This window comes from Citrobacter sp. 50677481, from assembly GCF_001463265.1.
Taxonomy (GTDB): Bacteria; Pseudomonadota; Gammaproteobacteria; order Enterobacterales; family Enterobacteriaceae; genus Citrobacter_A; species Citrobacter_A sedlakii.
Genome location: NZ_LNHZ01000027.1, coordinates 397,181 through 409,596, shown reverse-complemented (window position 1 = coordinate 409,596; position 12,416 = coordinate 397,181). Strand labels below are relative to the sequence as shown.

At 55.0% G+C, this 12,416-nt stretch carries 14 protein-coding genes and 1 pseudogene; 7 read left to right on the top strand and 8 right to left on the bottom strand.

Going from position 1 to position 12,416, the window contains the following annotated elements; genetic code table 11:
- Positions 1 to 40: 40 nt before the first annotated feature.
- The 4 genes from tyrS to anmK form a co-directional block, all read right to left on the bottom strand.
- The gene (gene tyrS / locus APU02_RS07735; RefSeq protein ID WP_042282796.1) at positions 41 to 1,315 is read right to left on the bottom strand and encodes a tyrosine--tRNA ligase; all 1,275 of its coding nucleotides are present in this window, start codon (positions 1,313 to 1,315) and stop codon (positions 41 to 43) included.
- A gap of 125 nt (positions 1,316 to 1,440) precedes the next feature.
- Positions 1,441 to 2,097, bottom strand: a complete 657-nt coding sequence (gene pdxH, locus APU02_RS07730) for a pyridoxamine 5'-phosphate oxidase (RefSeq protein WP_042282794.1) — start codon at positions 2,095 to 2,097, stop codon at positions 1,441 to 1,443.
- A gap of 58 nt (positions 2,098 to 2,155) precedes the next feature.
- Complete coding sequence (gene mliC, locus APU02_RS07725) at positions 2,156 to 2,479, bottom strand: C-type lysozyme inhibitor (RefSeq protein ID WP_042282791.1); 324 nt, start codon at positions 2,477 to 2,479, stop codon at positions 2,156 to 2,158.
- Between the two features lie 93 nt (positions 2,480 to 2,572).
- Entirely contained in the window at positions 2,573 to 3,694 is a 1,122-nt protein-coding gene (gene anmK, locus APU02_RS07720) for an anhydro-N-acetylmuramic acid kinase (RefSeq protein WP_042282790.1), read from the bottom strand.
- A gap of 269 nt (positions 3,695 to 3,963) precedes the next feature.
- On the opposite strand from anmK, the gene slyB reads away from it, so the two are divergent.
- Positions 3,964 to 4,431: an outer membrane lipoprotein SlyB gene (slyB, locus tag APU02_RS07715; protein WP_042282788.1), complete on the top strand. Its 468-nt coding sequence runs from the start codon at positions 3,964 to 3,966 to the stop codon at positions 4,429 to 4,431.
- Positions 4,432 to 4,473: 42 nt separating this feature from the next.
- On the opposite strand, the gene slyA is transcribed toward slyB, so the two are convergent.
- A complete protein-coding gene (slyA, locus tag APU02_RS07710; protein ID WP_082636795.1) occupies positions 4,474 to 4,914 on the bottom strand; it encodes a transcriptional regulator SlyA in 441 nt (146 codons plus the stop codon).
- A 194-nt stretch (positions 4,915 to 5,108) separates the two neighbouring features.
- Here slyA and APU02_RS07705 point away from each other — a divergent pair, with 194 nt between their 5' ends.
- The 3 genes and pseudogenes from APU02_RS07705 (at position 5,109) to APU02_RS07695 (ending at position 8,279) form a co-directional block, all read left to right on the top strand.
- Positions 5,109 to 5,345, top strand: coding sequence for a DUF1656 domain-containing protein (locus APU02_RS07705; protein WP_120714876.1), 237 nt, complete (start codon positions 5,109 to 5,111; stop codon positions 5,343 to 5,345).
- 2 nt (positions 5,346 to 5,347) lie between these two features.
- On the top strand, positions 5,348 to 6,205 hold the full coding sequence (locus tag APU02_RS07700; RefSeq protein WP_060569703.1) for an HlyD family secretion protein: 858 nt from the start codon (positions 5,348 to 5,350) through the stop codon (positions 6,203 to 6,205).
- A pseudogene (locus APU02_RS07695) lies at positions 6,206 to 8,279 on the top strand (FUSC family protein). It abuts the gene before it with no gap.
- Here the strand turns inward: APU02_RS07695 and sodC are convergent.
- The 3 genes from sodC to APU02_RS07680 form a co-directional block, all read right to left on the bottom strand.
- Entirely contained in the window at positions 8,222 to 8,743 is a 522-nt protein-coding gene (gene sodC / locus APU02_RS07690; protein WP_042282781.1) for a superoxide dismutase [Cu-Zn] SodC, read from the bottom strand. The pseudogene APU02_RS07695 and the gene sodC sit on opposite strands and share 58 nt — an antisense overlap.
- Positions 8,744 to 8,822: 79 nt before the next feature.
- Positions 8,823 to 9,719 carry an aldo/keto reductase family oxidoreductase gene (locus tag APU02_RS07685; RefSeq protein ID WP_060569701.1) on the bottom strand — a complete coding sequence of 299 codons (897 nt, stop codon included), beginning with the start codon at positions 9,717 to 9,719 and terminating at the stop codon, positions 8,823 to 8,825.
- A 49-nt stretch (positions 9,720 to 9,768) separates the two neighbouring features.
- On the bottom strand, positions 9,769 to 10,008 hold the full coding sequence (locus APU02_RS07680; RefSeq protein WP_060569700.1) for a DUF1289 domain-containing protein: 240 nt from the start codon (positions 10,006 to 10,008) through the stop codon (positions 9,769 to 9,771).
- A 102-nt stretch (positions 10,009 to 10,110) separates the two neighbouring features.
- Here APU02_RS07680 and APU02_RS07675 point away from each other — a divergent pair, with 102 nt between their 5' ends.
- The 3 genes from APU02_RS07675 (at position 10,111) to gloA (ending at position 12,371) form a co-directional block, all read left to right on the top strand.
- On the top strand, positions 10,111 to 10,710 hold the full coding sequence (locus APU02_RS07675; RefSeq protein ID WP_060569699.1) for a TetR/AcrR family transcriptional regulator: 600 nt from the start codon (positions 10,111 to 10,113) through the stop codon (positions 10,708 to 10,710).
- A 58-nt stretch (positions 10,711 to 10,768) separates the two neighbouring features.
- Positions 10,769 to 11,866, top strand: a complete 1,098-nt coding sequence (locus APU02_RS07670) for an alkene reductase (RefSeq protein ID WP_042282773.1) — start codon at positions 10,769 to 10,771, stop codon at positions 11,864 to 11,866.
- A gap of 97 nt (positions 11,867 to 11,963) precedes the next feature.
- The gene (gene gloA / locus APU02_RS07665; protein WP_042282771.1) at positions 11,964 to 12,371 is read left to right on the top strand and encodes a lactoylglutathione lyase; all 408 of its coding nucleotides are present in this window, start codon (positions 11,964 to 11,966) and stop codon (positions 12,369 to 12,371) included.
- The last annotated feature ends 45 nt before the right edge of the window (positions 12,372 to 12,416 follow it).

Below are 12,416 nucleotides of genomic sequence, written 5' to 3'. Positions count from 1 at the left end.
AGAAAGGGGCGTAGTTTCCCACGCCCCTGCTGACTTATTGTTACTTCCAGCACACCAGACAGTAATTCTTCTTGCCGCGACGCAGCAGCGTGTAGCGGCCATACAGACGATCGCTTTCCGCGAAGACATACTCCGGATCGGACTGCTTTGCGCCGTTAATGGTGATCGCGTTCGAGGCGATAGTTTTACGCGCCTGACCGCGAGAAGGCTGCAGCTCGGCATCCACCAGCGCCTGCATCAGATCCGCGCCCTTTTCCATCTCAACCATCGGAACGCCGTCCTGCGCAAGCTGTTCGAAGTCCGCTTCGCTCAGATCGCTCAGCGTCCCGTTGAACAGGCTCTCTGTGATGCGTTTCGCCGCCACCAGACCTTCTTCGCCGTGGACCAGACGCGTCACCTGCTCAGCCAGCACGTACTGGGCGCGAGGCGCTTTGCCGCTGTTTTTGTCTTCTTCTTCCAGCGCGTTGATCTCTTCAATATCCATAAAGGTGAAGAATTTCAGGAAGCGATACACATCGGCATCGGCGGTGTTGATCCAGAACTGGTAGAATTTGTAAGGACTGGTTTTCTTCGGATCCAGCCACACTGCGCCGCCTTCGGTTTTACCAAACTTAGTGCCATCGGCTTTGGTGATCAGCGGAACGGTCAGCCCGAACACCTGGTTCTGATGCAGACGACGGGTCAGGTCGATACCGGAAGTAATGTTGCCCCACTGGTCCGAACCGCCAATTTGCAGCGTCACGCCGTGAAGTTTATTCAGGCAGGCAAAGTCGTAACCTTGCAGAAGATTGTAGGAGAACTCGGTAAACGAGATACCCTGATCGTCACGATTCAGGCGCTGCTTCACCGCTTCTTTGTTGATCATCTGGTTAACGGAGAAATGCTTACCGATATCGCGCAGGAAGGTCAGCACGTTCATGTTGCCGAACCAGTCATAGTTGTTCGCTGCGATGGCGGAATTGTCGCCGCAGTCGAAATCGAGGAACGGCGCAACCTGTTTACGGATTTTGTCTACCCACTCCTGAACGGTGTCTTCCGTGTTCAGTTTACGCTCGGCGGCTTTGAAGCTCGGATCGCCAATCAGACCCGTTGCGCCGCCAACCAGCGCGACGGGCTTATGACCAGCCTGCTGGAAGCGTTTCAGGCATAACAAGGGAACCAGATGCCCCAAATGCAAGCTGTCAGCGGTAGGATCGAAGCCGCAATAGAGCGCGATCGGGCCTTGCGCCAGTCGCTCTGCTAACGCTTCCTCGTCCGTCACCTGGGCTACCAGCCCCCGCTCTTGCAATTGTTTAATCAAGTTACTGCTTGCCATCAAAATCTCCATGTATAAAACGACTGCACCTTTGCCGGTACACGACTTTTCGCCAGACGCGAAAGCTCTATAGAATAAAGCGCCGGGGCACGCAGCGCTAGCGCTTAAAACAACATTTTCGGGGATTACGGGGCGAGCCGATCAATTTTCCACGCGTTATTTTCCCGCTGATAGAGAAAGCGATCATGCAGACGGTGCTCACCACCCTGCCAAAACTCCATTTGCTCGATGCTGATGCGGAATCCGCCCCAGAAGCTGGGCAGCGGTACGTCGCCCTGTTGGAACTTCTGTTTCAGCTCAAGGAATTTGCTTTCGAGGATCCCGCGTGCGGAAATTCGGCTGGACTGCTTAGAGACCCAGGCGCCTATCTGGCTGTCTCGCGGACGGCTGTGGAAATACTTGATCACTTCGAGCGTCGACAACCGTTCTGCCTGACCGATAACCATCACTTGACGTTCCAGCATATGCCACGGGAACAGCAGGCTGACGCGCGGATTATTTTCAATTTGATGCGCTTTGCGGCTTCCGAGGTTGGTGTAGAAGACCAACCCTTTCTCGTCATAGTGCTTGAGGAGGACGATACGCTGGTACGGTTGGCCATTTTCATCGACCGTGGCGACGACCATCGCGGTGGGATCGGCCAGTCTGGCTTCACATGCCTGAGCCAGCCAGCGTTCGAAAAGGGTTAATGGTTCAGCGGGGAGATCGTGGCGACGCAGGCCACCTTTTGTGTATTCACGGCGCAGGTGCGCGATTTGCTGCAATTCGTCGTTATCAGACATGGTGTTCGCTACGGATTGTCAGTGGGTGGCGCTATTGTGCGCCGCCCTGTTGAAAATCTCAACGCTTCGGGTTTTGTAACTGACAGTTATTCAACACGATGCGGTCGCGCTTATAAACGGTGGCGCTGTCGCCCTTCGACCAGAAAACATAAATGCCGTCGGTGTACCGCGCGCCGGAGGCTGATACGCCCTGCTTGAGAGTCAGCAGCTTATTATCATAAATAAAGCTAACGTCCTGGCGGGTGTTATTCGATTTAACGGTTAGCGGTTTTTCGTCGCACTGGTATTCCAGCGTGTCCGTTTGCATCCGCTCGACAAACTGGTTATAGACGCTGCAGCCTGACAGCATAAGCGGAAGGCAGAGGAGTAAGAGTTTTTTCATAGCCGTATCCTGAAGACTTTCCTGGTCATGGAGGGTGAAAATACCCTCCCTAATGTTCCGATTGTAACGTCAGAAGCCGCCAGAAAAATTCAGTTAACTCTGAGTTCGCGGGTTAGCCGGAAAAATCCCGCCCAGCACACTCGCTTCGCGCGCGCCGGTCACCGACGGTAAATTACCCGGCAGTCCGGCTACCGTTCGCCACGCCAGCCAGGCGAAAGCCAACGCTTCCATATCATCACCGCTGACGCCCGCGGTATCGGTGGTGGTCACTTCCGTTCCCGGCAGTAACGCAGCCAACCTCGCCATCAGCAGCGGGTTGCGGCTTCCTCCGCCACACACCATCAGACGGTCGCAACCCCCGTTCAGCAACACTTGTTCAGAAATTGTCACCGCGGTCAGCTCGGTAAGCGTCGCCTGTACGTCCTGCGCTTTCACGCCGGGAAAGGCCGCCAGTTGACGTTCAATCCAGCCATAGTTGAAATACTCCCGCCCGGTACTTTTCGGCGCAGGCAGCGCGAACCACGGATCGCTGAGCATCGCCTGCAGCAGAGGAATGATTACCGTTCCGCCGCGCGCCCATTCAGCATCTTTATCATATGGCTTCGCACACTGCCGCCAGATCCAGGCATCCATCAGCATATTGCCGGGCCCGGTGTCATGCCCGCGCACCGGCTGATCCGGTATCAACAGCGAGAGATTGGCGATTCCGCCGATATTGAGCACCATTCGCCGCTCCGTCGGATGCGCCAGCAGCGCCTGATGAAAAGCAGGGACCAGCGGCGCGCCCTGTCCGCCCAGCGCGATATCCCGACGGCGAAAATCGCCCACCACCGTGATACCGGTGCGCGCCACAATCTGGTTGTTATCGCCTATCTGCATCGTATGCGGGAATGCGCCCGTCGGCTCATGCCATACCGTCTGCCCGTGACAGCCAATCGCCACAATGTCCTGAGGGCGAAGCTTTTCCTGAGCAAGCAGTCCGTTAACCGCGTCAGCGAAGAGTTGGCCAAGTTGCACATCAAGCTGGCCTAACCGGGAAAGGGTCAGGGGCTGTCCCTGGCAAATGTCGAGAATCGCGTGTTTAAGCGCGACGGGCATCGGCCAGCTCACGCTCGCCTGTTGCGCCACCATTGTGTCATCTATCGTCGCCAGTACCACGTCAACACCATCGAGGCTGGTGCCTGACATCACGCCAATATAGCGGCCCGATTTCATACCTGTTCCTTATTAAGCCTGACTTTGCGTCACACTCCATCATAAACCCGCGGGCAATGCTACGCTTCATTAACGTTTTGTTCCGAAATTCCGTATAGCGTCCTGTTTAATAAACTGACTGAATAGTTCGTTTAAAGTTGGTTAACGAGCCTGTTATTATGATTTCTGTTTAGTCTGGACAGAATATGTGACCTCAAACGCACAAATGCCATATAATTGAACCATGGGAGATGCCTGGATGGCGTTTCATGGTGAACAGGAGATTTTAAATGATTAAACGTGTGCTGATCGTTTCACTGGCTGGCCTGTCCTTAGTGGGCTGTGCTAACACCGATAGCCTTTCAGGTGATGTGTATACCGCTTCGGAAGCAAAACAAGTGCAGAACGTCACTTACGGTACCATCGTAAACGTTCGTCCGGTTCAGATTCAGGCGGGTAACGATGAAAACGTGATCGGTGCGATCGGGGGTGCGGTTCTCGGTGGTTTCCTGGGTAACACCGTTGGCGGTGGTACGGGCCGTTCACTGGCTACCGCAGCAGGCGCAGTCGCTGGCGGCGTCGCAGGCCAGAGCGTTCAGGGTGCGATGAATAAAACCCAGGGCGTGGAACTGGAAATCCGTAAGGATGATGGAAATACCATCATGGTCGTACAGAAACAGGGTAACACCCGTTTCTCTGCGGGTCAGCGCGTGGTGCTGGCAAGCAACGGTCGTCAGGTTACCGTCTCTCCGCGCTAAACGAATTACGTGTGGTCAGGGCTGGCCACACGTCTCCCCACCTCAGTCTCGCGACTGTAACTCGATAATATTGCGCTCAAGTCGGGCGATGAGTTTAATCAGCAGATCAATTTCCTGCGTTGAAATCCCTTCCAGAATTTCACCACGCGTTTTGTTGATGACCGCTTCCATGTCGGCAATCAGCGGTTCAGCCTTTTCCGTCAGCTTGATACGTTTTGCCCGACGATCGCTGGCGCACGTCTGTCGTGAAATCAGGCCTTTTTCTTCGAGCTGATCCAGCGTACGTACCAGTGATGGCTGTTCAATGCCGATCGCTTTTGCCAATTGAATCTGTGATTGATCGGGCGGCAATTGGTGAATATTATGCAGCGTTACCCAGTGTGTCTGCGTCAATTCCAGAGGCTTAAGACGGTGGTCTATCAAAGCACGCCAAATGCGCACCAACCGTGCCAGATCAGAACCTAATGGCGATTCCAATTTCATCTCCTTATAATTAGCTTGCTAAGATATTATACTGATTTTAGAATAGTGTGCAGCATTTGCATTCCTAAAACAAATGTATTGCTGCATTTGCTTACGTGTTGACATATTTTTCAGACATTACGCGAAAAAAGCGCGTTCTGAGGTTTTTTTTGCTAAACCTGTAGTAACGCGACCTGACGCAAAGGATTTTTGCTGTGACCATCGCACTTAATGCAACGGGAATGCCCTTACAAGACATGGTGATTGGCGCATCCATTTATTTCCCTCCCCTTTTCAAAGCCTTTGCGCTGGGCTTTATCCTGTGGCTGTTCATTCATCGCCTTCTGCGCGACCGCCTCTATTCCGGCGAATACTGGCATCCTTTGTTGCTGGATCTCTCTCTTTTTGCCCTGTGCGTCTGCGCTGGCCTGTTATTGTTGGTGGTGTTCTGATTATGTCACTTAAAACGTTAAAATATTTTTCGACGATCGTCATCGCCACTGCCGCGGTGCTCGCCGGTTGGTGGATGTGGAATTATTACATGCAGTCTCCCTGGACGCGTGACGGTAAAGTCAGAGCCGAACAGGTCAGCGTTACCCCGCAGGTATCCGGGGCGATAGTCGACCTGAAAGTGAAAGATAACCAGTTTGTTCACGCCGGCGACCTGCTGTTCAGCATCGACAAAACACCTTTTCATATCGCAGAGCTCAATGCGCAAGCTCAACTGGCAAAAGCACAGTCCGATCTGGCTAAAGCCAATAACGAAGCCAACCGCCGTCGCCATTTAACCCGTAATGTAATCTCCGCCGAGGAGCTTGACACGGCTAACCTGAATGTCAAAGCCATGCAAGCAAGCGTTGGCGTCGCCCAGGCAACGCTGAAACAGGCCCAGTGGCAGCTCAGTCAGACGGAAGTACGCGCCCCGGTTTCCGGCTGGATCACCAACCTTTCCACCCGAACGGGGGATTTCGCCGCCACCGGACAGCCGCTGTTTGCGCTGGTCGACAGCCACTCTTTTTACGTGATGGGGTATTTTGAAGAGACCAAATTACGCCACATTCATCCTGGCGCGCCTGCGCAAATAACGCTTTATAGCGGCAACGTAAAGTTACAGGGTCACGTTTCCAGTATCGGTCGCGCCATTTACGACCAGAGCGTGGAAAGTGATTCAGGTCTGGTGCCAGACATTAAACCCAATGTGCCCTGGGTTCGGCTGGCGCAGCGGGTGCCAGTGCGGATTGAATTTAACGCATTGCCGAAAGACCTGACGCTTGTCTCTGGCACCACCTGCAGTGTGGCGATTGGGCAGTAAATGACGCTCCCTCGTCTCTCCCTGCGCAATACGCCATGGCTGAAAGCCACCGCCGGACAATGGCGCTATGCGCTGCGTAACACCCTTGCCATGTGCCTGGCGCTGACCTTTGCCTATTACCTGAATCTCGATGAACCCTACTGGGCGATGACCTCCGCTGCGGTTGTCAGCTTCCCGACCGTGGGCGGCGTGATCAGTAAAAGCCTGGGCCGTATCGCGGGGAGCCTGCTTGGCGCTACCGCTGCGCTGATTCTCGCCGGGCACACCCTTAATGAACCGTGGCTTTTTCTGCTTAGCATGGCGGCGTGGATCGGCTTTTGTACCTGGGCCTGCGCGTATTTCAGCAATAATGTCGCTTACGCCTTTCAACTGGCGGGCTACACGGCGGCGATTATCGCCTTTCCAATGGTAAACATTTTCGAAATAACCCAACTGTGGGATATCGCCCAGGCGCGAGTCTGTGAAGTGATTGTCGGGATTTTATGCGGCGGCATGATGATGATGATCCTGCCCAGTACCTCAGACGGCACCGCCCTGTTGACGGCGCTGAAGAAGATGCATGCGCGCCTGCTGGAACATGCGAGTTTGCTGTGGCAACCGGACACAACCGATGCCATTCGCACCGCTCACGAAGGGGTGATCGGGCAAATACTGACGATGAACTTATTGCGTATCCAGGCGTTCTGGAGCCATTACCGCTTTCGTCGACAGAACGCGCTGCTTAATGCCCTGCTGCACCAGCAACTGCGTCTCACCAGCGTCATCTCCAGCCTGCGAAGAATGTTGCTGAACTGGCCCAATCCGCCCGCCAATAGCCGGGAGATTATTGAGGCGCTACTGCTCGCCCTGGCCCGACCGCAAACTGACAGCTATACCGTCGCCAGGATCCTTGCCCCGCTTGCACCGCCAGATAGATCAGATTTTCGTCACGTCGCCTTCTGGCAGCGGCTGCGCTATTTTTGCCGTCTTTATCTGCAAAGCAGCCGCCAGCTACGGCTTCTGGAAGCAGACACGCTACAGGCGCACATCAGCATCCCGCGGGTCCCTGCCCTTGCGCGCCATACTGACAGCGCGGAGGCAATCTGGAGCGGCCTGCGCACCTTCGCTACGCTAATGGCTATCGGCGCGTGGAGTATCGGCGCGCAGTGGGAATCGGGCTCGGGGGCGCTCACGCTGGCCGCCATCAGTTGTGTGCTCTATTCGGTAGTGGCGACACCGTTTAAATCGCTGTCGCTACTGATGCGTACGCTGGTGTTACTGTCGTTGTTCAGCTTTATGGTGAAGTTTGGTTTGATGGTTCAGATCAGCGATCTCTGGCAATTTTTGCTGTTCCTGTTTCCGTTACTCGTCACCATGCAACTGTTCAAACTGCAAATGCCAAAGCTGGCGGGCCTGTGGGGACAATTGATTGTATTTATGGGCTCATTTATCGCGGTGACGAACCCGCCCGTTTATGACTTTGCCGATTTCCTTAACGATAATACGGCCAAAATTGTTGGCGTCGCCCTGTCATGGCTGGCATTCGCCATTCTGCGTCCCGGTTCTGATGCGCGTAAAAGCCGGCGGCATATCCGCGCGCTGCGTCGCGATTTTGTCGATCAGTTAAGCCGTCGCCCCTCACTCAGCGAACATGAGTTTGAGTCGCTGACTTATCACCACGTCAGCCAGTTAAGCAACAGCCAGGACGCGCTGGCGAGGCGCTGGCTTCTGCGATGGGGAGTGGTGTTACTGAACTGTTCACACGTTGTCTGGCAGCTGCGCGCCTGGGAATCGCGTTCCGATCCGCTGTCGCGGGTGAGAGATATCTGTATCGCTTTGTTGCGTGACGTGATGAGCGAGCGCGGCGTACAACAGCGGTCGCTGGCGGCGTCCCTGGCGGAACTGCTGCGCATCTGCGAAACGCTTTCGCGTCACCCGCAGCCTGCCGCGCAGGAACTGGCCGCTCTTCTCTGGCGGCTACACTGCTCGCTGTCACAACTCGAGCAGGCGCCGCCAGAAGGAACGCTGACAACCTGATTATTTAATGACACCACAGGCAAACCGTGCCCCGCCGCCGCCCAACGGTTTTGGCTGATCGGACATATTATCACCGCCAACGTGGATCATCAGCGCCTTATCTTTGATTTCATCAAGGGATTTCAGGCGTGATGCGGTCACAGGAATAACGGCTTTCCCTTCGTTGTTGACCACCAGTACGGGCAAGTCGCCTAAATGCCCTTCACCGTCTGGCCCGGCGTGCTTGCCGGTTTGGTGGGGGTCGAAGTGCCCGCCCGCGGCTTCTGCGGCAGATGCTTTACCGTCTTTCATCGCCGGTTCGCAACTGCCATTCGCGTGAATGTGAAAACCATGCTCGCCCGGCGGCAACGCTTTCAGATCCGGCGTAAACTCCAGCCCTTTATCGGTTTCATTAATGGTCACCTCACCGATGGATTGCCCAATACCTTGTGCGGTGACCAGATTCATTTCCACTTTCTCACTGGCGGCCTGCGCCCCGGTACAGGCTAACAGGGTTAACACGGCCAGACTTAATCGTTTCATAGGACCTCCGTTTTGTGTGCATTTGGCTTAAGTGTAAACCAGAGACGCAATTTTGAACGGAAAATCCATTATTTAGCGATTACGGCACGTCATACCCGAGCGCGGCTTTACGAATACGGAACCATTGCTGACGGCTCATGTTCAGCGACGCCGATCCCACGGCGGCCCTGACGCGCTCAATTTTGCCGGAACCGATAATTGGCAGCGGCTGCGATGGCAAACGAAGCACCCAGGCGTACACGACCTGCTCAATCGTCTCTGCGTTTAGCTCCTCCGCCACTACCGCCAGCTCATTACGTAGCGGCTGAAACGCATCGTCGTTAAATAAACGACCGCCGCCGAGGCACGACCATGCCATCGGACGAATACGCAGTTGTTGAAGTTGATCGAGCGTGCCATCCAGCAGCAGCGGCTGATGCACCGGAGAAATCTCCACCTGATTCGTTGCCAGCGTGAACGGTAAACGGGACTGCAGCAGCGTAAACTGCGCGGGAGTAAAGTTTGACACGCCAAAGTGACGTACTTTTCCGCTCTGGTGCAGATGCTGGAAGGCTTCTGCCACCTCGTCGGCGTCCATCAACGGATCGGGACGATGAATCAGCAGCAGATCCAGACGATCGGTGGCCAGATTGACCAGCGACTGCTCAGCACTCTTCACGATATGGTCACGATCGGTGATGTAGTGGCCGAGGACGTTTTCTGTCCGCGCGGTGGTGGCGATACCGCATTTTGTGACAATCTCCATTTGCTCGCGCAGATGCGGCGCCAGCTTCAGCGCGTCACCAAAGGCCGCCTCGCACTGGTAGCCGCCATAAATATCCGCGTGGTCGACGGTGGTGATACCCAGTTCCAAGTGCTGCTCGATAAAGCTTACTCGCTCCTGGGGGGACATGTTCCAGTCCATCAGTCGCCAGTAGCCCATCACAAAGCGGGAAAAGGTCGGGCCTTGTGGCGCAATTGTCGTACGCTGAACCATAACTGCTTCCTCGTGAAATAAAGTGTTCCGAGTATATACAATTCGTCGGTTAAAAGAGTGAAGACTGTTGCGGTTCTTCAGGCTCTGCGGGTTTGTTTGCGCGCAATTTACGCAGCAGGCGCTGGCGGCACAGCCTCAGCACGTCCTGCTTCTGGGCGTCACTCATTTTCTGCCAGTTGAAGCGTTCGTCACGGCTGCGAAAACAGCCGCGACAAAATCCCCTCTCGTCGGACTGACAGATGCCGCGACACGGACTCTGGACGGGAAAAAATTCTAACTGCTCTGCCACATCCCCTCCTCATCTTTCGCCTGTACACACTATTGAAGACGGAAACCTGCTATCTGGCAACCCGGCTTGCATTAGACCGACTGGTCTATTACACTCTGCCCTATGAACAAGCATACTGAATGCGATACCCGCGAACACTTACTGGCCACCGGCGAGCGTCTGTTCATGCAGCGCGGATTTACCGGGATGGGCCTTAGCGAACTGTTGAAGACCGCCGAAGTGCCAAAGGGCTCGTTTTACCACTATTTTCGCTCCAAGGAAGCTTTTGGCGTCGCGATGCTGGAGCGCCATTTTGCCGCTTATCATCAGCGATTGACGGAGCACTTTACTACGGGCGCCGGAAATTACCGTGACCGCATTCTGGCTTACTATCAGGAAACGCTGAACCAGTTTCGTCAGCAGGGGACCATCAGTGGTTGTCTGACGGTCAAACTGTCCGCTGAGGTGTGCGATCTGTCTGAAGACATGCGTTCCGCGATGGACAAAGGCGCGAGCAATATTATCGCCATTCTTGCCCATGCGCTGGAAAAGGGTCGCGAAAGCCATTGTCTGACATTTACCGGCGAGCCGTTACAGCAGGCGCAAATCCTTTACGCGCTCTGGTTGGGCGCGAATTTACAGGCCAAGATTTCGCGCAGCGCCATGCCGCTCGAAAACGCGCTGGCGCATGTGCGACGTATCATCACAACGCCTGAGGGTTAACAGGCGTTTTTATTTACTCAATCACTAGACGACCGGTCTATTCATCACTGGAGCCATTATGTCCTCTGAAAAACTGTTTACCCCACTGAAGGTGGGTGCGATCACCGCAGCTAACCGTGTATTCATGGCCCCGCTGACGCGTCTGCGCAGCATTGAGCCTGGCGACATCCCGACTCCGTTAATGGCAGAATATTACCGCCAGCGCGCCAGCGCCGGTCTCATCATCAGCGAAGCGACGCAAATTTCCGCCCAGGCAAAAGGCTATGCGGGCGCGCCGGGTCTGCACAGCGACGAGCAGATTGCCGCGTGGAAAAAAATTACTGCCGGCGTTCATGCAGAAAACGGGCATATTGCCGTACAGCTGTGGCACACCGGGCGCATTTCCCATGCCAGCCTGCAACCTGGAGGGCAGCCGCCGGTTTCCGCTTCCGCGCTCAGCGCCGGGACGCGCACCTCTCTACGTGACGAAAACGGCAATGCGATCCGCGTTGACACCTCCATGCCGCGCGCGCTGGAAACCCATGAAATCCCGGGTATCGTGAATGATTTCCGCCAGGCCATCGCCAATGCCCGCGAAGCCGGTTTCGATCTCGTTGAGTTGCACTCCGCCCACGGATATCTGCTGCATCAGTTCCTTTCACCTTCGTCTAACCACCGTACCGACCAGTACGGCGGCAGCGTTGAAAATCGCGCGCGTCTGGTTCTTGAGGTAGTGGATGCGGGGATTCAGGAATGGGGCGCTGACCGTATTGGTATTCGCATTTCCCCTATCGGTACCTTCCAGAACGTGGACAATGGCCCCAACGAAGAAGCAGATGCGCTGTATCTGATCGAAGAACTGGGTAAACGTGGCATCGCTTATCTGCATATGTCCGAGCCGGACTGGGCAGGCGGCGCATCTTATACTGAAGCCTTCCGCGAAAAAGTACGCGCGCGTTTCCAGGGGCCCATCGTTGGCGCTGGCGCATACACCCGTGAAAAAGCGGAAACCCTCATTGAAAAAGGCCTGATCGACGCGGTTGCGTTCGGTCGCGATTACATTGCCAACCCGGATCTGGTCACACGACTGCAACGTAAAGCCGAGCTAAACCCGCAGCGCAGCGAGAGTTTCTACGGTGGCGGCGCGGAAGGTTATACCGATTACCCGACGCTGTGATCCCGCCTGCGGCATTCCTCCATTGATAGCGGCGCGAAAACGCCGCTATACTAAAACAACATTTTGAATGTATTGACCATTTTTAAGGGGATAAACAATGCGTTTACTTCATACCATGCTGCGCGTCGGCGATTTGCAGCGTTCTATCGACTTTTACACTAACGTTTTAGGCATGAAACTGCTGCGTACCAGCGAAAACCCGGAGTACAAATATTCTCTGGCATTTGTCGGCTACGGTGAAGAGAGTGACGAAGCGGTGATCGAACTGACGTATAACTGGGGTGTCGATCGCTATGAACTGGGGACCGCCTATGGTCACATTGCGCTGAGCGTTGATAACGCAGCGGAAGCCTGCGAGCGGATTCGCCAGAACGGCGGTAATGTCACGCGCGAAGCGGGTCCGGTAAAAGGCGGCACCACCGTGATTGCGTTTGTTGAAGATCCGGACGGTTACAAAATCGAATTGATCGAAGAAAAAGACGCCGGTCGCGGTCTGGGTAATTAATCCCTTCCGGGCGCGGCTTCTCTGCGCCCGCAGTTTTACTGCAAT

What these genes read in the sequence shown, in the direction of transcription:
- tyrS (WP_042282796.1), bottom strand. Translation starts at nt 1,315, where the DNA reads ATGGCAAGCAGTAACTTGATTAAACAATTGCAAGAGCGGGGGCTGGTA.
- pdxH (WP_042282794.1), bottom strand. Translation starts at nt 2,097, where the DNA reads ATGTCTGATAACGACGAATTGCAGCAAATCGCGCACCTGCGCCGTGAA.
- mliC (WP_042282791.1), bottom strand. Translation starts at nt 2,479, where the DNA reads ATGAAAAAACTCTTACTCCTCTGCCTTCCGCTTATGCTGTCAGGCTGC.
- anmK (WP_042282790.1), bottom strand. Translation starts at nt 3,694, where the DNA reads ATGAAATCGGGCCGCTATATTGGCGTGATGTCAGGCACCAGCCTCGAT.
- slyB (WP_042282788.1), top strand. Translation starts at nt 3,964, where the DNA reads ATGATTAAACGTGTGCTGATCGTTTCACTGGCTGGCCTGTCCTTAGTG.
- slyA (WP_082636795.1), bottom strand. Translation starts at nt 4,914, where the DNA reads ATGAAATTGGAATCGCCATTAGGTTCTGATCTGGCACGGTTGGTGCGC.
- APU02_RS07700 (WP_060569703.1), top strand. Translation starts at nt 5,348, where the DNA reads ATGTCACTTAAAACGTTAAAATATTTTTCGACGATCGTCATCGCCACT.
- sodC (WP_042282781.1), bottom strand. Translation starts at nt 8,743, where the DNA reads ATGAAACGATTAAGTCTGGCCGTGTTAACCCTGTTAGCCTGTACCGGG.
- APU02_RS07685 (WP_060569701.1), bottom strand. Translation starts at nt 9,719, where the DNA reads ATGGTTCAGCGTACGACAATTGCGCCACAAGGCCCGACCTTTTCCCGC.
- APU02_RS07675 (WP_060569699.1), top strand. Translation starts at nt 10,111, where the DNA reads ATGAACAAGCATACTGAATGCGATACCCGCGAACACTTACTGGCCACC.
- APU02_RS07670 (WP_042282773.1), top strand. Translation starts at nt 10,769, where the DNA reads ATGTCCTCTGAAAAACTGTTTACCCCACTGAAGGTGGGTGCGATCACC.
- gloA (WP_042282771.1), top strand. Translation starts at nt 11,964, where the DNA reads ATGCGTTTACTTCATACCATGCTGCGCGTCGGCGATTTGCAGCGTTCT.